Raw genomic sequence first — 23597 nt, forward strand, 5'->3', positions numbered from 1 at the left:
CTATCTAATTTTTCATCGAATCTATATCATGTATGTTTACTGATTTTTTATTGCGATATAGCGAAATTAAGATCGCTAATCCAACAGCTACTTCAGCCGCGGCAACTGAAATCGTAAATAAAGAGAAAACCTGACCAGTAATAGATGGAGTTAGCCCAAATTTACTAAAAGCAACTAGATTGATATTGACTGCATTTAACATCACTTCGATACAGAGCAATACAATGACAATATTCTTCTTCGTTAAAGCACCATATAAACCGATACAAAATAAAACAAGAGCTAGAACTAAATAAGCTGAAAGAGGAATTGTTGACATTATTTCTCCGCCTCCTCTTCAGGATCTCGTTTTGCTAAAATAACAGCTCCTATTAATGCAACTAATAGTAAAATGGAAACTAATTCAAATGGAATTGCATACTTCGAAAAAAGCTCAATCCCAATTTGCTTTGTGTTATCTACATGTAAATTCGTAGCTGCAGAAGGTATATCAAAATTATAAATCCCTAGGTATACAGTGACAGCGAAACCAGCAATCCCTAATAAAATAAACCATTTCCGTATACGATTTCCCCGCTCTTCTTCTTTGTCATTATGCTTCGTCAGCATAATACCGAAAAGCATCATTATTGTAATCGCACCTGAATAGATTAAAATTTGAACTGCTGCTAGAAATTCTGCCGAGAGTAAAATATATAATCCTGCAATACTAATAAACGTAAATACGACCGCTATTACCATATGCACAACTTTTCGTAAACTAAGCAATAGGAGTCCCCCTATTACAGCGACAAGTGCTAACATCATAAAAGCAATCATTTCACCAGAAAGGCTCATGGCTTATTCTCCTTTCTGGGATTCGTATCATTCTCATCGAGCCATTGAAGATTCTTAAACAATTGATCTCTACTAAACTCAGCTAGCTCAAAATTATTTGACATGATAATTGCTTCCGTCGGGCAAACTTCTGTACATAAATCACATAGAATGCAAATCTCAAAATTGATATCAAATGTTTCAATAATCTTCCCTTTCTTTGACGGGTCAGGATGCTTGCTGCCAAACAATGTAATGCAATCTGTCGGACAAATATTTGCACACTGATTACAAACCGTACATTTCTCAGGATAAAACTTTTGAATACCTCGATAACGATCAGGTAAAGGCAACGGTTCATTTGGATAATCATATGTGACTTTACTCCGTGTTAAGTTTTTTAATGTATATTTTAAACCTTTTACAAGTCCAAGCATTTTTACCACCCCTTATCGGTATAGCTGAACTATTCACTTAAATTAACTCTTTCAAAATAGCAGTAATAAAAATATTAGCTAGCGCTAATGGTAGTAATACCTTCCAGCCAAACTCCATCAATTGGTCAGCTCGAATACGAGGAAATGAAGCACGAATCCAAATTAAAATAAAGATTACAACGCTAAATTTAAACGCAAACCAAACAGCACCAGGAATGAAATCAAGGAAAGAGAATAGCGGTAGCCAACCACCTAAAAACAACACAGTAGTCAACGCACCCATCGCAAACAAGTATACATACTCTGCCAGCATGAAGAACGCCCAACGAAAACCAGAATATTCAGTATGAAATCCAGCTACTAGTTCCGATTCAGCCTCAGGTAAATCAAACGGTGTACGATTTAATTCTGAAACTGAAGCTATGATAAAAATAATAAACGCTAGCGGTTGCATAATAATAAACCAATAATGCTCCTGAGCCGCCACAATATCGTTTAGATTTAAACTTCCCGCTATTAAAATAACTCCTACAACAGACATAACTAGTGGAATTTCGTATGAAATCATCTGAGCAGCAGCACGCATTCCGCCTAGAAGAGCATATTTGTTATTCGATGCCCATCCTCCAGCTACAATACCAACGGTCGTAATACCGGAAATGGCAATATAGTACAATAAGCCAATTCCAATATCGGCAAATTGAAACTTATCCGTAAATGGGATTGTTGCTAATATCATAAATGCGGGTGCAAATGCGATGACAGGTGCTATTATAAATAAAGGTTTATCAGCCATTTTTGGAATAATATCTTCCTTAAGAAGGAGCTTTAATACGTCTGCTACCGTTTGCAACAAACCCCATCTGCCCCCGACATGATTAGGACCATATCGTAATTGCATAAACCCCATAACTTTCCGTTCAGCTAATATGGCATATGTTACAAAGGCTAATAATATGAGTAAAAAGACTATGGCTAATAGAAAAAAGATACCAAAATTCATTGCTCCAGCTGGCGAATGAATCAAATCTTCAATCATTATCCATCTACCTCCCCTAGAACAATATCAATTGCTCCTAAAATGGCAATGAGGTTTGCAATATTTTCTCCCTTCAATAATTTCGGTAAAATTTGAAGGTTATAAAATGATGGACGGCGGAATTTCAGTCGATAAGGTTCTTTCTTACCGTCGCTTGAAATATAGCAGCCTATTTCTCCTCTTGGTGACTCAATTCTTACAAGTGCTTCTCCAGCAGGTGCTTTAATGATTCTCGGTACTTTCCCCATTATGGAACCCTCACTCGGAAATTGTTCAACCGCTTGTTCAACAATCTTCAGCGACTCCTCAATTTCTTCTAGACGACAATGATATCTTGCCCAAGCATCACCTTCCTGACGAGTAGGGACATCAAATGTAAAACGATCATAAATACAGTATGGTTCATTCTTACGAAGATCCCATTTTACACCCGTACTCCTTAAGTTAGCACCACTTAAGGAATAGTTCAGTGCATCTTTCTTCGAATAAACGCCCACTCCTTTAATACGATTCATAAATATTTCGTTACCTGTTACTAGTTCATGATAGCCAGCAAGTTGTTCCCGCATATACGGAACGAAATCCCGAACCTTCTCAATCCAGCCATCTGGTGCATCCCATTTCACACCACCAACTCGCATGTAGTTAAAAGTTAAACGCGCTCCAGACAATTCATTTAAGAAATTAAGAATCATTTCCCTTTCACGGAAAGCATATAAAAATGGACTAATAGCACCTATATCTAATAAATACGTGCCCCACCATACTAAATGACTGGAAATTCTCCCTAACTCCATTGCTAACACACGTAAATATTCTGCTCGATCCGGGACTTCTACACCCATCATCGTTTCTACTGCATGACATAATACATAATTATTCGTCATGCCAGCAATATAATCCAGCCGATCGGTATATGGAATAATTTGTGTATACTGCAGACTTTCTGCTAATTTTTCCGTTCCGCGATGTAAATAACCTATAACAGGTGTAGCTTCAGTTATGATTTCTCCATCAATCTTGACGACAAGACGAAACACGCCATGTGTACTTGGATGCTGAGGACCAACATTTAATAGCATTTCTTCTGTGCGTATCATCTGTTACACCTCCACATCGTGCGGCTCATAGTCTTTTCTTAACGGATAACCAATCCATTCTTCACCTAATAGAATCCGCTTCAAATCTGGATGATTTTCAAATTGAATTCCTAGTAGATCATACGCTTCACATTCAGGCCAATTAGCACCTTCCCATAACGATGCAAGAGATGGAATAGTAGGCTTTTCGCGGTCTAATTTCACTTTCACTACAATTGGCTGATTAAATGATAGCGCATACAAATATACATAGACTTCCATATGCGTTACAAAATCTGTTCCGTGTAGCTCAACTAAATAGTCAAATTGAAGTTCTGCATGTTTTTTTAAAACCGTTGCTAATTTAAAATAACGTTCCTGTTTCACAATAACTGTAGGCACATGCTTAGATAATCTATTAATATAATAATCTTCCAAGGCATCCTTCCCTATTTGTTCTTCGATAATTTTAATATACTTATCTAGCAATGGTTGATTATGTGAAGGTTCTAATACTTCTTCTTTTTTCTCTTCTTTTGCTTTTGCAGTACGTGTTTTTGCCATCGCAGCTGCTTTCGCCTTTGCAGCAGCAATTGCTTTTGCCTTTTCTGGTGATATATCTGTATCTTTAGCTTCTACGGTACGCTTCGGTTGCTCCGTTTCTTCAGCTTGATTATTTGTAGATTCGAGAGGGTTAGAGTTTAATTTATTTACTGGTTGTTTTTCAAGCTTTTCATTACTCATTTTTGATGTAACTATTTCTTTGTCGTTGGTCATTTTCTCTTTTTTTAATTGCTCGGTATCTTTTTCATTCACGCTACATCACCCGCTTCCCAGTTTTCGCTTCGTAGCGGATTTTTTCACGTAGTTTATTGATGCCATACATTAAAGCAGCCGGATTCGGTGGGCATCCAGGGATATATACATCTACCGGAACAATTTGATCAACACCTTTTACTACACTATATGATTTTACATATGGACCTCCAGCCGTAGCACATGATCCCATAGCAATAACCCATTTTGGTTCTGGCATTTGGTCATATAGTCTTCTAACAATCGGAGCCATTTTCTTCGTAACTGTGCCAGACACAATCATAACATCTGATTGACGTGGTGATGTCCGAAAGAATGATCCAAATCGATCTAAATCATAATGTGAAGAGCCTACTCCCATCATTTCAATGGCACAACAAGCAAGACCAAACGTCATAGGCCATAGAGAGTTACTTCTAGCCCAAGCTTTCATTTGCTCCAAAGTCGCTAAAAAGATATTTTGTCGTAAATTTTCCATTTCTTGCGTAGAAATTCCATCTAACTTTAGGTCCATTTTAACACCTTCTTCTTCCAAGCATAGATGAGACCAAGTAATAACATTGCTACAAAGATCAACATTTCTATTAACGCAAAAATCCCAAGTTTCTCATAGGCCACTGCCCATGGGTAAAGAAAAACCGTTTCTACATCAAAGATGACAAATAAAAGGGCAAACATATAGTAACGTACATTGAATTGAACCCTTGAATCATGGAACGGTTCGATTCCACTTTCGTACGTCGTATACTTCGCTGCACTTGGCTTATAAGGTCTTAACAACTTGCCCAAAAAAAGAGCTACAATCGGTAGTAGTACCCCTAGACATAGAAAAACAAAGACAATCAGATAATTATTCTGATACCAGTTTAATAATTCCATGCCCCTCCCCCTTTAATTTTTTGTATATGTCAAAGAGTAGAGAGTAATACTCTCCACTCCGAAACACCAAAAAATAACATAATATGTAATTATCTACATTATAACATTGTTACAAATAAGTGTCGACAAGTTCAAAAATAGAACCACTTTTTTAATAAATTGCTCTCTCTTTATTTTTCAATCAAAAAAGAGGTCGTTGTGAAAGAAATTCTCTCTCACAACGACCTCTTCATTATTTTACTTCAGGCTCTCATATACTGAAATACGATTAATGGCACGTTTCAAAGCAAGTTCTGCACGCTTAGCGTCAACAGTATCTTGCTTATCTTGCACGCGTCGCTCAGCACGATCTCTCGCAGCAATTGCTCTAGCAAGATCAATATGTTCTGCTAGCTCTGCTGATTGAGCAAGAATCGTGATTTTGTCAGGGCGTACTTCCAAAAATCCACCGCTAACTGCAACGAATTCTGTTTTTCCACCATTTTTAAGACGAACAGCACCAATTCTTAAAGGAGCAACCATTGAAATATGGCCTGGTAGAATACCTAGCTCCCCGCTTTGAGCTTTTGTGCTCACCATTTCGACTTCACCATTATATACTGGGCCATTGGGAGTAACAACATTGACTTCTATCGTCTTCATTTCATACCCTCCTAGGTCCCTTTATTAAGCCATTGCTTTTGCTTTTTCTACTACTTCTTCAATACGTCCAACTAGACGGAAAGCATCTTCAGGAAGGTCATCGTACTTACCTTCTAAGATTTCTTTAAAGCCACTTACTGTTTCTTTAACAGGAACGTAAGAACCTTTTTGACCAGTAAATTGCTCCGCAACGTGGAAGTTTTGTGATAAGAAGTTTTGAATACGACGAGCACGTGCAACGACTAACTTGTCATCTTCAGAAAGCTCATCCATACCTAAGATTGCAATGATATCTTGTAGCTCTTTATATTTTTGTAATGTTTGTTGTACATTACGAGCAACTTCATAATGCTCTTCTCCAACGACTTCTGGTGACAATGCACGAGAAGTTGAAGCAAGAGGATCCACCGCAGGGTAGATACCCATTTCAGAAAGTTTACGCTCTAAGTTTGTAGTTGCATCTAAGTGAGCGAATGTAGTCGCTGGAGCCGGATCCGTATAGTCATCGGCTGGTACGTAAATCGCTTGGATAGATGTAACTGAACCTACGCTAGTAGATGTGATACGCTCTTGAAGTTGACCCATCTCAGTTGCAAGAGTTGGTTGGTAACCAACGGCAGATGGCATACGTCCAAGTAACGCAGATACCTCAGAACCTGCTTGAGTAAAGCGGAAGATGTTATCGATGAAGAATAACACGTCTTGACCTTGCTCATCACGGAAATATTCAGCCATTGTAAGACCACTAAGTGCAACACGCATACGTGCTCCAGGTGGCTCATTCATTTGACCGAATACCATGGCAGTTTTCTTAATAACGCCAGAGTCGCTCATTTCATGGAATAAGTCATTTCCTTCACGAGTACGTTCACCAACACCCGCGAATACAGAAATACCACCATGTTCTTGTGCGATATTGTTGATAAGTTCTTGGATAAGAACTGTTTTACCAACACCTGCACCACCGAATAGACCGATTTTTCCACCTTTAATATATGGTGCAAGTAAGTCTACTACTTTAATACCTGTTTCTAAAATTTCTACTTGAGTAGAAAGTTGTTCAAATGTTGGTGCTTGTCTATGAATTGGATCTCTACGTACATCTGCTGGTAGTGGATCAAACAAGTCAATATTTTCACCTAATACGTTAAATACACGTCCTAACGTTACATCTCCTACTGGTACAGAAATTGGAGCACCAGTATCTACAGCCTCAGCTCCGCGAGTGATACCGTCAGTTGAAGCCATCGCTACAGTACGAACTGTATCATCACCTAAATGAAGGGCAACTTCTAATGTTAGGGAATCGCCAGTAGCTGCATTTTTTACTACTAATGCATTGTATAGTTGAGGAAGCTTTCCGCTTTCAAACTTTACGTCAATAACTGGACCCGTTACTTGAGAAATGCGTCCTTTAATCATCGTTTTCCCTCCTATCATTACTTGTAAAACACGATCTATTATTTAAGAACAAGGGAAGCAAAATGCTAATCCCTCGTACTATGATTGATTATTCTAACGCTGCTGCTCCACCGACAATCTCAGTGATTTCTTGTGTAATCGCAGCTTGTCTTGCACGGTTATATACTAATGAAAGATTGCTAATTAAATCTGCAGCATTATCAGTAGCACTCTTCATTGCTGTCATACGAGAAGCATGTTCACTCGCTTTACCATCAAGTAATGCACCATAAATTAAGCTTTCCGCATACTGAGGAAGAAGAACTTCCAAAATCTCTTCAGGTGAAGGTTCAAATTCATATGATGTTACTTTAGAAGAAACAGCTATATCTGTTAATGGAAGAAGCTTTTTCTCAGTAACCTCTGATGAAATTTTACTTACGAAGTGATTGTAGTGAAGGTACAGTTCATCAAATGTTCCATCAACGAACATTCCAACTGTTTGCTTCGTCATCTCACTTATATCGCTAAATGATGGTTGGTCTGAAATACCTGTAATATCAAGCATAATATTCATACCACGCGCTTTAAAGAAATCGCGTCCAACACGACCCATTACGATAATACCGTATTCACTTTCAGATTTGTGGCGTTGCTTAATTGTTTGAAAGACTTGACGGAGAACGCTACTATTATATGCTCCCGCTAATCCACGGTCAGAAGTGATAACAATATAACCTGTTTTCTTCACTGGACGAGACATTAGCATAGGGTGTTTCACACCAGATGCACCAACCGCGATGTTTGCAACTACTTCTTGAATTTTCTCCATGTAAGGAACAAATGCTTTCGCATTTGCTTCAGCACGGTTTAATTTCGAAGCAGATACCATTTCCATCGCTTTCGTAATTTGACTCGTCTTCTTAGTAGATGTTATACGAGACTTAATATCGCGTAAAGATGCCATTCTTTCTCACCACCCTTTTCATATTGTTAGATATTATGCTGTTGCTACGAAAGTTTTCTTGAACTCAGCGATAGCAGCATTAATTGCGTCTTCTTTAGGTAAGTTACCTGTAGTACGAATTTCATCTAACAATTCAGAGTGGTTATGTTCTAGCCAGTTTAAATATTCCGCTTCAAAGCGACGAATATCAGCAACTGCAACATCATCTAAATGACCACGAGTTAATGCATAAAGAATCATAACTTGCTTCTCAACTTTAAGTGGTTTGTTTAGATCTTGTTTCAGTACTTCAACTGTACGAGCACCACGATCAAGTTTTGCTTTAGTTGCTTTATCAAGGTCAGAACCGAATTGAGCAAACGCTTCAAGCTCGCGGAAAGAAGCTAAGTCAAGACGTAATGTACCAGCAACTTTTTTCATTGCTTTAATTTGAGCTGATCCACCTACACGAGATACTGAAAGACCCGCATTAATCGCTGGACGTACACCAGAGAAGAATAGATCAGATTGTAAGAAGATTTGTCCATCAGTGATAGAAATTACGTTCGTTGGAATGTAAGCTGAGATATCCCCTGCTTGTGTTTCAACGAATGGAAGTGCTGTAATAGAACCTCCACCTAACGTATCATTCAACTTAGCGGCACGTTCTAATAGACGTGAATGCAAGTAGAATACATCCCCTGGGAATGCCTCACGACCTGGAGGACGACGTAATAATAATGAAAGTTCACGGTATGCAGAAGCTTGTTTTGATAAATCATCATAAACAATCAGAACATGCTTACCATTAAACATGAATTCCTCACCCATAGCTACACCAGCATAAGGAGCTAAGAATAGTAATGGTGCAGGTTGAGAAGCAGATGCTGTTACAACGATTGTGTAATCTAAAGCACCGTTCTTACGTAATGTTTCAACTGTAGCACGAACAGTTGATTCTTTTTGACCAATAGCAACATAGATACAAATCATATCTTGATCCGCTTGGTTCAAGATTGTATCGATTGCTACTGATGTTTTACCTGTTTGACGGTCCCCGATGATTAACTCACGTTGACCACGTCCAATTGGTACAAGAGCATCGATTGCTTTAATACCTGTTTGTAATGGTTGATCTACTGATTTACGATCCATTACACCAGTTGCAGGACTTTCAATTGGGCGAGTTTTAGTAGTATTAATAGGACCTAAACCATCAACTGGTTGACCTAGTGAATTTACTACACGTCCAATTAATTCTTCACCTACAGGAACTTCCATGATACGACCTGTACGTTTAACGTCGCTTCCTTCACGAATTTCCGCGAAAGGCCCAAGAATAACGATACCAACGTTATTTGACTCAAGGTTTTGTGCCATACCCATAGCACCGTTAGAGAACTCAACAAGCTCTCCAGCCATTACATTATCAAGACCATGAACACGTGCGATACCGTCACCAACTGAGATAACTGTACCTACATCGCTTACTTCGATCTCTGACTGATAGTTTTCAATTTGCTTTTTAATAAGCGCACTGATTTCTTCAGCTTTAATGCCCATGAAATTCACCCCTATCTACGATTGTTTAAGCTAATAGTTTACGTTCTAATCGTTGAAGCTTACCGCTTACACTTCCATCAAAAATACGGTTTCCGATGCGAAGTTTAATTCCACCGATTAAATCACTATCAACAACATTATCTATTATTAAAGATTGTTTTCCTATTTTCGCTGCAAAAACAGTTGAAACTGCTTCACGTTCTGCATCTGTCAGTGGTCTCGTTGTATAAACTACCGCTTCTGCTACAGATTTAACATCATTAATCGAATCTACTAAATCAGCAGCCATCTGCTTAATTTCTTCGATACGTTGACGCTCAATCATTAGCATAAGTGTATTTTTCATCTCCTGAGAAACACCTGAAAATACTTCATCGATAAACTGCTTTTTTTGTTGTGATGAAACTTTTGGATGCTTCAAAAAGCCAGTAATCTCTGTATTTGAAGTAAATACTTCTTTCACAGTACGAGCTTCTTCCGCTAGTTGATCAAGAATATTCTTTTCTTTCGCAATTTCTAAAAGAGCCATTGCATAACGTTTTGCTACAATAGTATTGCTCATCGCTCTTCTCCTGCCTTTTGAAGATATTCATTGATTAACTTGTCTTGATCTGCTACTGTAAGTTCTTTCTCAATTACTTTAGAAGCAATAAGAACTGATAATGATGCCACTTGCTCGCGTAATGCTGCAACAGCTTTCTCTCTTTCAGTAATAATCTCACGTTTTGCATTTTCTTTAAGACGATCTGCTTCCGCACGTGCAGCAACAACGATTTCATCACGTTGTGCTTCACCTTGCTTCTTCGCATTTTCAATTAAAGTTTGTGCTTCTTCACGTGATTGTTTTACTAGAGCGCGTTGCTCTTCAAGATATTTCTTCGCTTCAGCACGAGTTTTCTCTGCTTGATCGATTTCATTTGCAACGTGTTCTTCACGTTGTTTCATCATATTAACAAGCGGGCCCCACGCGAACTTTCTTAGTAATGCTAACAAGATGATAAAACATACTAATTGAACAAGTATATCTCCACCATTAAATCCAACGCCAGATCCTACCACAAAACTATTCGTTAACACGATTGGTTCACTCCTTTCAAAGAGTAATTCGAAAATGATAACCTAAAAAGAAAAACTTACATATATTTAATACATACGCTTAATTGTTATGAAACATAAAGGAATGGCGAAGGTCTATGGTAATGATCTTCGCCATTTTTACCTTTTCTTGAAGAAAATTATTTACCGATAACCATGAACGCAATAACTGTAGCGATGATTGGTAGTACCTCTACTAAACCAACACCGATGAACATTACAGTTTGTAAAGTACCTTTAAGTTCTGGTTGACGAGCAATCCCTTCAATTGTACGTGAGATTAGTAAACCGTTACCAATACCTGCACCTACTGCACCTAAACCGATTGCTAATGCAGCTGCTATAACACCCAAACCTGTCATGTTAAATATCCTCCTAAAATGAATTAAAGTTTATTTTCTTACATAAAGTAAAGAATTTTATAATTAATGGTCATCAGCCACTTTGTGAGCCAAGTAAACCATTGTTAACATTGTAAAGATAAACGCTTGAACTCCACCTACGAAAATGGAGAAACCTTGCCAAGCAATCATTGGAATGACTGCACCAGCAAATCCAAGGACGCTACCAGCACCTAGACCTGCTAATAAACCTAGAAGAATTTCACCCGCAAAAATATTACCGTAAAGTCGCAGACCTAACGTTAATGTATTCGCAAATTCTTCAATAATTTTAATTGGGAATAAGAAGCCAACTGGTTGGAAATAGCTTCTAGCATAATTGCCCATCCCTTTCATTCTTACACCATAATAGTGTGTTAACGCCAAAATCATTAATGATAATGATAATGTAACCGCTGGATCAGCAGTTGGTGATTTCCACCATAGTTCATGTTCAGGACCTAACACAACACTAAATGGTAGACCTAGCATGTTAGCAATGAAGATATACATAATTAAAGTCATACCTAGCATTAAGAAGCGAGCACCTGACTTCCAATCCATTGCACTGTTAATGATATTTTTTACGAAATCTAGTACCCACTCGATAAAGTTTTGTTTACCAGTAGGTTTGAGTTGTAAATTACGTGTAGCAATGAAAGCAATAAGGAAAGTTATTACGCATGCTACTACAATCATCAAGTTGTTTGCTAAGTTAAATTGCAATCCTGCAATTTTAACAATAGGAGCACCATGATCCAAGAGTATTCACCTCTCTTCCTCGTTATTGACATTATATTTTTGGATAATAAAAACTATAATAACGACAACCGTAGTTGTCACTAATCCCAATACAGTACCAATGATGCTAAAATGCTCAGGAAACTCTAAAGCAATCATTGTAGCTAATATGGCAGAGGCATATCGTGAAATACTTCCAACAGATTTAGCCTTCTTACCCTCAACTGCTGCTTGACCAATTTTCATTGTTCTTTTCGCTAGCAACCAAACATTAAATAATCCTACAACCATACCAAGAATGAGACCTGCAAAAACAGTTTTATAATCTGTAAAACCCCATCCTAGGACGAAAAGAGCCATTATATAGAGTAAATATTTCAGCGAGGCTTTCATTAACAACTGCAGTTCTTGCATTTTTTAATTAATCTCCTAATTATTTATGTACTTAACGCAATTATACATTCACATGATACCTAGAAAACTGCAAAACCATGTTTATATTATTTAAAATAGTAAATCTATTTACTATTACATCAATTTTTTACAAAAGTGTAGAATACAAACATTCTATATGAGAATTTGTCGAAAGTATCGACAAAATATCACAAATTATCTACAAAAAATCGACAAATATAAGACATTTTTCTCCCAAGTACATAGTAAAAAGGCGTTTAAGCCCATAAAAAGTTACTACCCTTAACAACATGAGTAGGTTGTAAAATAAATTATACTAAATTTTTAGAAAACCCTATCAATTTACATCCTTTGTTATAATACAATAGGCTCTTTGCGTTGTCAATGAACGTATAACGGAATTTACTTTAAGGAAAATCATTTTAACCAGTTGTTCACATTTTTGCAAAAAAATACAATTAATTAGTTTATTTCAATCATTTTATGATATTCTTCGCTCTTATTTCCTTTTTTAACCACGAGAATAGCATGATAGAGACCCGCCGGCGGAAGCTCTGTTCGTTTAAAACTTTTTTGTATCAAACCTTTAGGAAGCGGATTCGCTTGATCAAGCAACCCTACATATCGATACGTATCATAATCATATAGAGCAATTGTTAGCTCATCTCCTCCATCCGGAACATACATTTCATAGCGGTACGTGTCAGGCAAATCACCGGAACTAAAATAAAAACCCATAATTCGAGGATATTCTGGTTCCTCATTCAAGTATATATACGGGATATGTAGGCTTTTAGTTCCCTCTTTCACAAGAAAATATCCTTCATAAACACCTTTTTTTAATTTAGAACCATTTACAGATAACGAAATATATACTTTTCTTTTCTCATTTGACTTAAGTGTAAATGAGAATGGCACCTTCCATAATAAACCTACATCATCTTTCGGAATAATAAAAGAATAATGCTTAGAGTATTTACTTTTGTTCTCAATAACTAATTCTTTCACATGTTGATGTTCACCACGATAACGATTAAACAAACCAAAAGTTAATGAATTCGGATAAAAAAATGTATCTGCTTGAACTGCTTGATCTATCTGTATACGCCCCGCTCCTTGTTCATACGTTTTATAGTATGTACCATCTGGCTTAGTCAATAGCTTGGCAGTAGACATTAATGCCGACTTGATTTGATCTGGCTTCCATTCAGGGTGAGCTTGTTTCAATAAAGCTGCAGCACCAGCTACATGTGGAGCTGCCATGCTCGTTCCCTGCAAGGCTATATATCCACCTGGAACAGTAGAATCGATAGCTACTCCTGGTGCAACCACATCTGGTTTGATTTCCCAACTAACTGTTACCGGACCGCGAGAACTAAAGCTTGCTAAATGGTCCTGCTCCTTTAATAGAACTGTTTGCACAAGCATTCTTGGATTTATTTTTAAAAGCTTTTTTAACTGCAATCCTTCTTTTTTCTCGATTGTCACCGCTGGGACATTAACATTCTTCGTCACACTCCCGATAAAGCCTCCATCAATATCATTATAAATAATGACCCCTACCGCTCCTTTATCTTCTGCATTTTTGATTTTTTTTTGCAAACTTATCTTTCCCCGTTTAAGTAAAACTACATACCCGTTCGCATTATTCAACTCTTCCTTCTTTCCATATCCGCCATCAATCATCTGCTTCGAAGAATAATAACTCCATTCTTTGGCACCGTAAATTTGCTGTAATGGAATTCTCAAACGATTTACCCCTAAACCAACTTGTAGCGTTGATTGCTTAACAGGCGGATAAGAAGCTCCTACTGATATAGCTTTTGTTGACGTTCCGGGAGAGCCAACGGTCCACGGACTTGGTCCCGAATTACCACTTGAAACAACAGCAGTGATACCTAAATCAACTGCTTTATTTAAAGCTAATGTAATGGGTAAGTCTGGCCCATTAATAGTATTTCCTAATGACAGGTTAATAATATCCATTCGATCTGATATTGCTGCTTCAATAGCGGCAATAATTCCTTCTGATGTTCCCGAACCACCAGGCCCTAACGCCCGATACGCATATATTTCAGCACCAGGCGCAACACCTTGCATTTTTCCATTCGCGCTAATAATACCTGCTACATGAGTTCCATGTAACGTTGCAAAGAAAGAAGGGGAAAGCGTTTCCATCGGGTCATCGTCACCATCTACCAAATCCCTACCACCTTTGTAAACACGTTTCAAATCTGGATGAGTATAATCAATTCCTGTATCAATAACACCTATCTTTACACCTTTCCCTGTAACTCTCTGATTTCGATTATCATATAGCCCTTGAATAGCTCGACCTCCTATAAAAGGAACACTCTCATTAATCGTCATTGTGTAGGAAACTGCCTCATGTAAATAACCTTCACCTATCGCGCGTTTGAATGCTGTTATATCTTTCCGCTTTCCTTCAATAGAGAAACCATAAAGTGCATAACGAAAAATTTTTCTGATTGTAATACCAGGATAGTGTCGGGCGAACTGTAATTTAACATTTAAAGATGCTTTATCCTCAGACGTAACGATAGCTATTATGTTTTTATTTATACTCTCCTCTTCTCTTTTTACATCAGCCTCAGCAGAGCTCGAAAATGCAGCTATAAAGAAAGACAATAATAATAGAAGAAAAATATTTTTTTTCATGCCAAATTCCTCCTCTCTTTATTGTGACTAAACGAAAAAGATGTATGCAAATTTTTTCTCTATAATGCTTTTCCCACAACAAAAAAAAAGACACATCGGGTTATGATGTGTCTTTCAATTATGAATTAATCTTATTTCTCTAAAGGATTATATGGCTTTGGCACTTCTTTTGTTTGCTTGAAATAGAAGCGGATTGCTTTTGCAATTCGTTCTGAAGCTTTTCCATCACCATATGGATTAGCAGCATGTGCCATCGCTTCGTAAGCTTCTTGATTAGTTAAAAGCTCTTTAGCCATACCATAGATTGTTTCTTCTTCCGTACCAGCAAGTTTCAATGTACCAGCTTCAATTCCTTCAGGGCGTTCTGTCGTATCACGTAAAACCAATACTGGAACAGCAAGTGAAGGAGCTTCTTCTTGTACACCACCTGAATCAGTAAGAATCAAGTGAGCTCTTGAAGCAAAGTTATGGAAGTCATATACATCTAATGGCTCAATCAATTGAATTCTTGGGTCATTTCCTAGAACTTCATCCGCAATTTCACGTACAACTGGATTTAAGTGAACAGGATAGATCACTTGAACATCATCATGCTCGTCCACAATACGTTTAACGGCTCTGAACATATTTCGCATAGGTTGTCCCAAATTCTCACGACGATGAGCTGTTAATAAGATTAAACGATCATTTCCAAGCTTCTCTAATACAGGATGGCTGTACTCTTCCTTAACTGTAGTAGCAAGTGCATCAATCGCTGTATTACCCGTAATAAAAATCGTTTCTTTATCTTTATTTTCATTCAATAAATTTTCAGCTGACTTAGGCGTTGGTGAAAAATGCAAATCTGCCATAACACCCGTTAGTTGACGATTCATTTCTTCTGGGTATGGAGAGTACTTATTCCAAGTACGTAATCCTGCCTCAACGTGACCAACAACAATCTTATTATAGAATGCAGCAAGAGCTGCAATAAATGTTGTCGTTGTATCTCCGTGAACAAGTACGATGTCTGGTTGTACTTCTTTCATGACTTTATCTAAACCTTCTAAACCGCGTGTTGTTACATCAATTAATGTTTGACGGTCTTTCATAATGTTTAAATCATAATCAGGTTTAATATCAAAAATCTCCAGAACTTGATCCAGCATTTGTCGGTGTTGAGCAGTTACGGTTACAATCGATTCAAAATGCTGAGATTGCTTTTGAAGTTCTAAAACTAATGGAGCCATTTTTATAGCTTCAGGTCTCGTCCCGAAGATTGTCATTACCTTAATTCGCTGGGTCATCAATATCACCTTTTCCTATTTTGTTCCGAATAAACGGTCTCCCGCATCACCTAAACCAGGAACAATATAGCCTTTTTCATTTAATTTTTCATCAAGTGCTGCAATGTAAATATCAACATCTTCATGTGCTTTTTGTAATGCTTCTACACCTTCTGGAGCTGCAATTAAGCACATAAATTTAATATTTTTACCGCCACGCTTTTTAAGTGAGTTAATTGCTTCGATAGCAGAACCACCTGTTGCAAGCATTGGGTCTACTACGATGAAATCTCTTTCTTCTACATCGCTAGGTAATTTCACATAGTATTCTACTGGCATTAATGTTTTTGGATCTCTGTAAAGACCGATGTGTCCAACTTTTGCAGCTGGGATTAACTTAAGAATACCGTCTACCATACCAATACCAGCACGTAGAATTGGAACGATACCTAATTTCTTACCAGATAAAATTTTAGATTTTGATACTTCAACTGGAGTTTCTACATCTACTTCTTCAAGTGGCATATCACGAGTGATTTCAAATGCCATAAGTGTTGCTACTTCATCTACAAGCTCGCGGAATTCTTTCGTACCTGTTGATTTGTCACGAATATATGTTAGCTTGTGTTGAATTAATGGGTGATCGAATACATAAACTTTTGCCATGGAGGAACTCTCCTTTTCTATTTGAAAGTAATTTTAGGTATTAAAAAAAACACACTTCTGTTAATTCTACATAAAAAAATAGCAAGTATCAATAATCTTAATCATATGTTAGAAAAACTTCATTACTTATCATATGATAAAAAGCAGATTGACTCATCGTTTTTTATTGAACAGGTTTTGTTTTTTCATTATAGTTTTCCCTCTTCACATACAAAAAAACTACTAAGCCAAAAATTATGCTTAGTAGTTTTTATTTTTATTAAAGTGATGGATAAAGCTCGTACTTTCCTGATAATGCTTCAACACGTTGTTTTGCTTCAGCTAATTTTGCTTCGTCTTCAGGATTTTTTAGTGCTAATCCAATTAGGCTAGCAATTTCGTCCATATCTTCTTCAACAAAGCCACGAGATGTTACCGCTGCTGTACCGATACGAATACCACTAGTAACAAATGGCTTTTCCTTATCGAATGGAATCGCATTTTTGTTAACTGTTATACCAATTTCATCTAGTACATGCTCCGCTACTTTACCAGTAAGATTAAATCCACTTACGTCTACTAGAATTAAGTGATTGTCCGTTCCATCAGATACTAGGCGGAAACCTTCTTTCTTTAAGCCTTCCGCAAGACGTTTAGCGTTTTTAATAATATTAGCTGCATACTCTTTGAAAGAATCTTGTAATGCTTCTCCTAATGCTACTGCTTTACCTGCAATAACATGCATCAATGGTCCACCTTGAACCCCAGGGAATACAGTTTTATCGATTTTCTTTCCATATTCTTCTTTACAAAGAATCATCCCACCACGAGGTCCGCGCAATGTTTTATGAGTAGTTGTTGTTACAAAGTCGGCGTATGGAACCGGGCTTTCATGTAAGCCAGTAGCAACTAATCCGGCGATATGTGCCATATCCACCATGAATAGTGCACCTACTTCATCAGCAATCTCTTTAAACTTCTTAAAATCAATTGCACGAGGGTATGCACTAGCCCCAGCAACAATTAGTTTTGGCTTATGTTCTAAAGCTTTCGCACGAACATCATCATAATCAATACGGTTTGTAACTTCATCTACACCATATTCTACGAAATTATAAAGAATTCCACTGAAGTTTACGTGGCTACCATGCGTTAAGTGACCACCGTGAGATAAATTCATTCCAAGTACCGTGTCGCCAGGCTCTAGAATTGTAAAGTATACAGCCATATTAGCTTGTGCACCTGAATGTGGTTGTACGTTAACATATTCTGCTCCGAAAATTTCTTTCGCACGATCTCTTGCTAAATCTTCTACAACATCCACATGCTCACAGCCACCATAGTAACGTTTTCCAGGATAACCTTCCGCATATTTATTTGTTAAAACTGAACCTTGAGCTTCCATAACCGCTTCACTTACAAAGTTTTCAGAAGCAATTAACTCGATTTTTGTTCTTTGACGCTTTAATTCATCTTGAATCACATCATATACTTGTTTGTCTTGTTCGATTAAATGTTTCATTGCCATCCTCCTAGTATTGTTGCATCGCCGTATTGGCAAACACATCGCATTTACACGTAACTTTTTAGAAAATTCAACCTTATTTTAACACGTTCGCCTTCTCATGAATAGTACCTAAACTTTATCTAACTAAATAAAAATAAAATAGTTAAATTACGAACATTTTAATTTATATGTATTTTTTTATTCGTTTTTTTAAAAACCTCTGATTAATCATTGATTAACCAGAGGTCTCGAAAAAAGATGTCATTGATTACAAATCTTCATTTATCATCTATCAATATCACCATAATTCGCTCGCACTCCGCCAATTAGTTTCGGACGAGAAACAGCCATTGTGACATGGGCTTGTCCAATGCTTTTCGTTTTTGAGCGAACTGGTACAGCAACATGCTTCAAATGCATGCCAATAAAAGTATCACCAATATCAATACCAGCTTCGGCACGAATATGTTCCACCACAACTGCGTCATTTAAGTTTTGATAAGCAAATGTTGCAAGTGCACCTCCAGCAGAACGAATTGGCACAACAGATACTTCCTCATAACCATATCGCTCCATCGTAGAAGCCTCTACAACAAGTGCTCGATTTAAATGTTCACAGCATTGATAAGCAATAGCAATATTGTGCTCCTTTGCAAACTGATAAGTCGTTTGGAATATAGCTTCGGCAACTTCTAATGTTCCAGCTGTTCCAATATGTTCCCCAACTACTTCGCTTGTACTGCAGCCAATCACCAGTTGTTTACAACGGGCAAAATTCGAGTGCGCTTGTAAATCAGAAAGAGCCTGCTTCAAGTGTACTTTAATTGATTCTAAATCTGTTGCATCTATTTTCTCTTTCATCCCTACAAAACCTCCCATTCTTATAGCGATGGATTAGCATTTTCATATTGAGTAATTTTATTTACTCGATTTTCGTGACGTCCACCTTCAAAATCAGTTGTTAACCAAATTTTCGCGATATCTCTTGCTAATCCTGGTCCAATTACACGTTCACCCATAGCAAGCATATTGGTATCATTATGCTCACGAGTAGCTTTCGCGCTAAATGTATCGTGTACAAGTGCACAGCGAATACCTTTAACTTTATTTGCAGCTATACTCATACCAATTCCAGTACCACAAATTAGAATCCCTCTATCAAATTCACCGTTTGCTACTTTCTCTGCTACTGGAAGTGCATAGTCTGGATAATCTACAGACGTCGAACACTCACATCCAAAGTCTTCGTATTGAATGCCCATTTCCTCTAGTAATGATTTAATTTCTTCACGAATATTAATACCACCGTGATCTGATGCGATAGCTACTTTCATCTTGATCGTCTCCTTTTGACATTGAATGTATTGAATTTTAGTAAGTACTAAAGAAACAAGTCAACATTTACACATTTCTTAGACATTCATTTTATGTAGATGAATTACATTTGAAAACGGGTAATTGTTTTCTTTAGCTTATCAGCTTGTGCTTGTAAGTCAATCGTTAACTTCTCTACATTATCTATAACAATAACTTGCTCTTGCGTTGAAGCTGCTACTTCAGCAGCTCCTGCTGAAGTCTCCTCAGCTATAGCAGCAACTTCCTGCGACTTAAGTGCTGTTTTCTCTACACTAATCATTTGTCTTTCTACTAATTCTGTAATGTCATTTACAGATTCTACAACCTTATGAACCGTCTTTGTCATTTCCTCGATGCTTGCATTTGTTGTAACACCTTTATCTGCTTCACCATTTGCAATATCGACTTGTTCTCGTATTTGCTTCACAACACCTTTAACTTCATGTTGAATATTTTGAATGAGTTCAGTAATTCCTTGCACAGCTTCTGCACTTTGATCAGCTAGAAGACGAACTTCTTCCGCAACCACCGCAAAACCTTTACCATGCTCTCCAGCTCTTGCTGCTTCAATAGAAGCATTGAGCGCCAATAGATTCGTTTGTTTCGCAATATCCCCTACTAATTGAATAATAGCTTCAACCCTCTTGGCATTCTCCTCTAACCTTTTCACAGAAAGTAATGATTCTTTATTCTCTTTTGCTAATCTTTGAATACCCGAAATAAGAGAATGAATAATTTCTTTACTATGTACTAATTCATCTACCATTTCTCTTGAAACCTGGACAGAAGAATGCGCCTTCTCTTGAACAACCTTCGCAATCGTCATGATTTCTTCAACCGACTCCGCATTTTCTTGAATAGAAATAGCGGAACTATCAGCACCAAGTGATATTTCATTTATAGTTCCACTTATATTATCCGCTTGCTCAGCAGCAACAGATGATTCATGAGAAATGGTAATCACTTTATTATTTGTTTCCTGAAAATTCTCTTCTATGCTTTGGACCATAAGACGCAAATTAGATAACATGTGATTAAACGTAATACCTAAAGAACGAATTTCATCGTCTGATTTCGAAATTTCTAAATCATGTTTAATGTTCCCTTCAGCTGCATTAATAGCTACCTGCTCTAATCGTTGCAGAGGCTTAATAATAAAACCAGCTGCAAAGAAAGCGATAATACCAGACCAAATAATCCCTGCCGCTAAAGTGATTATTGTAAATAATACCTCATTAAATCCACTAAAGAACATAGGATATAAGACATAAATAAAAACTCCACTAGTTGAATAAGTTACGAGTGCAACAATTGTGATAAGTAACACTAGCTTCTTACGTAACCCAAATCGAAAAACTCTCTTCTCTTCCATGCTATACCTCCTAAGAAATGATTTTTCTATTACGAATGTAATCTAACTAGGAGATTTATATCCCCACTCTAATACAAGTGTGATTCTACTCGTCATTTAATTTAATCGTTAATCGATCAATGAGCTCATTAAGCTCCTTAAATGTTGCCTCATAATGTGATTTCAAGCCACCATATGGATCAATAACGTCCTCATATATCACATCTTGTTGAACAAAACCTTTTAATGTATGGACCTTATCACTATATTGAGGATACATTTGCTGAATATGTACAGCATGCGCATTTGTCATTGTTAAAATATGAGTAGCCCAATCCACATGCTCTATTGTTAGAGAATTAGAGGAATGTTGATGAACAATTTGATGCTCAGCTAATACATCTCTAGCATGTTGCGACGCAAGTTGTCCATCGCTTGCATATATCCCAGCTGATCTTACTTCTACTCCTGAGAGTGCATTATTTTTTAATATAGCTTCTGCCATTGGACTTCTACATGTATTTCCCGTACAAACAAAAAGTACTTTTTTCATGAAATTCCTCCTTTTTTATTAGTATAAGACACTATGTCAAAATTCTACATATAGCTTCACAGGCTTTTTCTTCAATTGTTAAAGCAACCTATATCTATAAGTAAAATGAATAGCTACTAAAACAACAAAAAATGATGTTGTCTTAATGTTAATCGCATCAAACATTACTAAATTTGGAGTAAAATCATCATTCAATCAAAAGTGACTACATTCTCATTAATGTTAAAAAACATTAAAAGCAATCAAACATATTTCTACGTTACATATCGGTACATACACTGAAATATGAAGGAAAACATTCTATTCTTAATCTCTCACACTAAAAAAATAAGCCATGCACCAGCCATAAAGACATGCCATTCTTGGAAACTCTCCAAAATGGTTTGACTTATGACCAAGCATGGCAAGTACAAGCTTTGGTATGAAGTAAAATTAGAGAATCATCAAAAGTTCAGATTAAATAGTGCTGATTCTGCCTTCTTAACGCCTCGATCAATTCTCTCCTCTTCTTCCTCAGTAAATCTAGAATCATTTTTGGTTTGATTCATTTTTTCTAATAACGTGGTCAAACTTTCTCCATTGTTCGTTGCATTAGACATAACCATCGCCATTAATTGGAGCATATCTTCATTAAAGGTAACGGAGTTTTGCTGCTTATGCATCATCTGACGTAAAGCTTCTTTCACCGTTGCTGTAGTTGACCTATTCTCTAAATATTCTATTAATTCAGTATCGCTAGCGTCTTCTGTATTTAATGTGAAAGTATAGAATCTACGCTTCTGATTTAGTTGGTTTTTAGTTCCTGATGAACCTCTTCCCATCAAAATCACCCTTTCTATGTTACGAAGAAGGACTCTTAATTGGACTCCTTCAAATGGTTAAACTCTTACTTTACTATATTTTCTTTGACACATTTTTTGGAATCCATTACAGTTAGCGAACTGAGGATTTGGCACGAACACAAACTTTTCAAGATGATCGGTATTCTTTTTATATTTTTCATTTAAAAATTCTCTAATCATAGGTTCTAGAACAATAGAGCCCCCACCTACAAATCTAATTTGATTAAATGTTAACCCTTTAAATGGTGCTTTTGTTAATGCTCCAACGATAGATGCTGCAAATTTCTGAAGTGTATCCGACCACTCTTGTGAAACATTAACCTTCTCTCTATCAAACTTTAATTCGCCGCCTTTTCTTAACTGCTTCTCAACAGCTAATACCTCGACACCTGCAAACTCTGAATTTTTACTAGTAGCTTTTTGTAAGATATCAATCCATTGTTTCTCCATGCCTGATAATTCTTTTTTAAACTTAGATGAAACTGTATAATCAATGACTGTTTTAATATCCGTCGTCCCAAATCCAATATCGATGTACGAAATAACGCTTTGTTGATCCTCGTCCTCAGGTGCAGTTACCTTCAAAAATTCCTTATTAAACTCACCAGTAGAGCTATCAATCAAATCATTATAAAAACTGCCATCGCCCTGCGGGATAATAGAGACGCCACTAAGCTGAATACTACGTCCATTTATTAAGAAGCGTTGCGATAATGCTTCAATTATTTCATTCTTTAAATCCTCATCTTGACTATGATTCGTCGGAAGACCAGTAACGACAAAAATAGGAACACCTACTTCTCGTTCTTGTATTTGACGATAAATTAAAATCATATTCGCAATAATCCAATTTGGATCAGAATATTTTAACTTATCATCATCTGAAAAATACACCTGCTCATCCAAATTCGTAATACTTTGACCAACCTTGAAATATTGAGGTATACGATTTACCCCTGTTACGACCTCATATACACCATTAGCTACCCCATTATCACCTTTATTCGCATTATAAACGTCTTTATCAACAATCGTTAAAGTATTTAAATACGAGTCCACAGTTGAAGTTAAATTAGAAGCAGCTTTACAATAGCCATTAGATGCCTCTAAACCTAGATAAATTGCATCGACTGAATTTGACATAAATGAAT

General features: G+C 36.9%; 27 protein-coding genes. All 27 read right to left on the reverse strand.

All coding sequences use genetic code 11. From position 1 onward, the window contains the following. Window positions 1-4: 4 nt before the first annotated feature. Window positions 5-319 carry an NADH-quinone oxidoreductase subunit NuoK gene (nuoK, locus tag TX86_RS17890; RefSeq protein WP_042350997.1) on the reverse strand — a complete coding sequence of 105 codons (315 nt, stop codon included), beginning with the start codon at window positions 317-319 and terminating at the stop codon, window positions 5-7. After that, window positions 319-837 carry an NADH-quinone oxidoreductase subunit J gene (locus TX86_RS17895; protein WP_042350999.1) on the reverse strand — a complete coding sequence of 173 codons (519 nt, stop codon included), beginning with the start codon at window positions 835-837 and terminating at the stop codon, window positions 319-321. The genes nuoK and TX86_RS17895 overlap by 1 nt, the downstream gene beginning before the upstream one ends. Further along, window positions 834-1253 carry an NADH-quinone oxidoreductase subunit NuoI gene (nuoI, locus tag TX86_RS17900; RefSeq protein WP_042351000.1) on the reverse strand — a complete coding sequence of 140 codons (420 nt, stop codon included), beginning with the start codon at window positions 1251-1253 and terminating at the stop codon, window positions 834-836. The genes TX86_RS17895 and nuoI overlap by 4 nt, the downstream gene beginning before the upstream one ends. A 37-nt stretch (window positions 1254-1290) precedes the next feature. Beyond that, window positions 1291-2292: an NADH-quinone oxidoreductase subunit NuoH gene (gene nuoH, locus TX86_RS17905; protein WP_042351001.1), complete on the reverse strand. Its 1002-nt coding sequence runs from the start codon at window positions 2290-2292 to the stop codon at window positions 1291-1293. Next, on the reverse strand, window positions 2292-3392 hold the full coding sequence (locus TX86_RS17910; protein WP_042351003.1) for an NADH-quinone oxidoreductase subunit D: 1101 nt from the start codon (window positions 3390-3392) through the stop codon (window positions 2292-2294). Before TX86_RS17910 ends, nuoH begins: the two co-directional genes overlap by 1 nt. A 3-nt stretch (window positions 3393-3395) precedes the next feature. Next, entirely contained in the window at window positions 3396-4187 is a 792-nt protein-coding gene (locus TX86_RS17915; RefSeq protein ID WP_230203675.1) for an NADH-quinone oxidoreductase subunit C, read from the reverse strand. 1 nt (window position 4188) lies between these two features. Then, entirely contained in the window at window positions 4189-4701 is a 513-nt protein-coding gene (locus TX86_RS17920) for a NuoB/complex I 20 kDa subunit family protein (RefSeq protein WP_042351005.1), read from the reverse strand. Further along, complete coding sequence (locus tag TX86_RS17925) at window positions 4692-5066, reverse strand: NADH-quinone oxidoreductase subunit A (RefSeq protein WP_042351006.1); 375 nt, start codon at window positions 5064-5066, stop codon at window positions 4692-4694. Before TX86_RS17925 ends, TX86_RS17920 begins: the two co-directional genes overlap by 10 nt. Window positions 5067-5303: 237 nt before the next feature. Then, the gene (locus TX86_RS17930) at window positions 5304-5708 is read right to left on the reverse strand and encodes a F0F1 ATP synthase subunit epsilon (protein WP_042351007.1); all 405 of its coding nucleotides are present in this window, start codon (window positions 5706-5708) and stop codon (window positions 5304-5306) included. Between the two features lie 24 nt (window positions 5709-5732). Further along, a complete protein-coding gene (gene atpD, locus TX86_RS17935; protein ID WP_042351009.1) occupies window positions 5733-7130 on the reverse strand; it encodes a F0F1 ATP synthase subunit beta in 1398 nt (465 codons plus the stop codon). 88 nt (window positions 7131-7218) lie between these two features. Continuing rightward, window positions 7219-8076, reverse strand: coding sequence for a F0F1 ATP synthase subunit gamma (locus tag TX86_RS17940; RefSeq protein ID WP_042351011.1), 858 nt, complete (start codon window positions 8074-8076; stop codon window positions 7219-7221). Between the two features lie 33 nt (window positions 8077-8109). Continuing rightward, window positions 8110-9618 carry a F0F1 ATP synthase subunit alpha gene (gene atpA / locus TX86_RS17945; protein WP_042351013.1) on the reverse strand — a complete coding sequence of 503 codons (1509 nt, stop codon included), beginning with the start codon at window positions 9616-9618 and terminating at the stop codon, window positions 8110-8112. A 25-nt stretch (window positions 9619-9643) separates the two neighbouring features. After that, window positions 9644-10180 carry a F0F1 ATP synthase subunit delta gene (locus tag TX86_RS17950; RefSeq protein ID WP_042351014.1) on the reverse strand — a complete coding sequence of 179 codons (537 nt, stop codon included), beginning with the start codon at window positions 10178-10180 and terminating at the stop codon, window positions 9644-9646. Then, window positions 10177-10695 carry a F0F1 ATP synthase subunit B gene (atpF, locus tag TX86_RS17955; RefSeq protein ID WP_042351015.1) on the reverse strand — a complete coding sequence of 173 codons (519 nt, stop codon included), beginning with the start codon at window positions 10693-10695 and terminating at the stop codon, window positions 10177-10179. Before atpF ends, TX86_RS17950 begins: the two co-directional genes overlap by 4 nt. A 158-nt stretch (window positions 10696-10853) precedes the next feature. After that, window positions 10854-11075: a F0F1 ATP synthase subunit C gene (gene atpE / locus TX86_RS17960; RefSeq protein WP_042351016.1), complete on the reverse strand. Its 222-nt coding sequence runs from the start codon at window positions 11073-11075 to the stop codon at window positions 10854-10856. A gap of 63 nt (window positions 11076-11138) precedes the next feature. Next, window positions 11139-11855 carry a F0F1 ATP synthase subunit A gene (atpB, locus tag TX86_RS17965; protein ID WP_042351017.1) on the reverse strand — a complete coding sequence of 239 codons (717 nt, stop codon included), beginning with the start codon at window positions 11853-11855 and terminating at the stop codon, window positions 11139-11141. A gap of 6 nt (window positions 11856-11861) precedes the next feature. After that, window positions 11862-12248 (reverse strand): ATP synthase subunit I, encoded by a 387-nt coding sequence (locus tag TX86_RS17970; RefSeq protein ID WP_042351018.1) that lies wholly within the window; start codon window positions 12246-12248, stop codon window positions 11862-11864. 462 nt (window positions 12249-12710) lie between these two features. After that, window positions 12711-14927, reverse strand: a complete 2217-nt coding sequence (locus TX86_RS27540) for a S8 family serine peptidase (protein WP_042351020.1) — start codon at window positions 14925-14927, stop codon at window positions 12711-12713. A gap of 131 nt (window positions 14928-15058) precedes the next feature. Continuing rightward, window positions 15059-16213, reverse strand: coding sequence for a non-hydrolyzing UDP-N-acetylglucosamine 2-epimerase (gene wecB / locus TX86_RS17980; RefSeq protein ID WP_042351022.1), 1155 nt, complete (start codon window positions 16211-16213; stop codon window positions 15059-15061). A gap of 15 nt (window positions 16214-16228) precedes the next feature. Next, window positions 16229-16858 (reverse strand): uracil phosphoribosyltransferase, encoded by a 630-nt coding sequence (gene upp / locus TX86_RS17985; protein WP_042351023.1) that lies wholly within the window; start codon window positions 16856-16858, stop codon window positions 16229-16231. Between the two features lie 259 nt (window positions 16859-17117). Then, complete coding sequence (gene glyA / locus TX86_RS17990; RefSeq protein WP_042351024.1) at window positions 17118-18359, reverse strand: serine hydroxymethyltransferase; 1242 nt, start codon at window positions 18357-18359, stop codon at window positions 17118-17120. Between the two features lie 270 nt (window positions 18360-18629). After that, window positions 18630-19205, reverse strand: coding sequence for a TIGR01440 family protein (locus TX86_RS17995; RefSeq protein WP_042351025.1), 576 nt, complete (start codon window positions 19203-19205; stop codon window positions 18630-18632). Window positions 19206-19225: 20 nt separating this feature from the next. Then, window positions 19226-19678: a ribose 5-phosphate isomerase B gene (rpiB, locus tag TX86_RS18000; RefSeq protein WP_042351026.1), complete on the reverse strand. Its 453-nt coding sequence runs from the start codon at window positions 19676-19678 to the stop codon at window positions 19226-19228. A gap of 104 nt (window positions 19679-19782) precedes the next feature. Then, a complete protein-coding gene (locus TX86_RS18005) occupies window positions 19783-21072 on the reverse strand; it encodes a methyl-accepting chemotaxis protein (RefSeq protein WP_042351028.1) in 1290 nt (429 codons plus the stop codon). A gap of 85 nt (window positions 21073-21157) precedes the next feature. Continuing rightward, a complete protein-coding gene (locus TX86_RS18010) occupies window positions 21158-21604 on the reverse strand; it encodes a low molecular weight protein arginine phosphatase (RefSeq protein ID WP_042351030.1) in 447 nt (148 codons plus the stop codon). Between the two features lie 443 nt (window positions 21605-22047). Then, entirely contained in the window at window positions 22048-22425 is a 378-nt protein-coding gene (locus TX86_RS18015; RefSeq protein ID WP_042351031.1) for a hypothetical protein, read from the reverse strand. Between the two features lie 57 nt (window positions 22426-22482). Further along, a complete protein-coding gene (locus TX86_RS18020; protein ID WP_042351032.1) occupies window positions 22483-23589 on the reverse strand; it encodes a ParM/StbA family protein in 1107 nt (368 codons plus the stop codon). Between the last annotated feature and the right edge of the window lie 8 nt (window positions 23590-23597).

The organism is Bacillus massiliigorillae, assembly GCF_000380245.2.
GTDB classification, from domain to species: Bacteria; Bacillota; Bacilli; order Bacillales; family DSM-1321; genus Bacillus_AD; species Bacillus_AD massiliigorillae.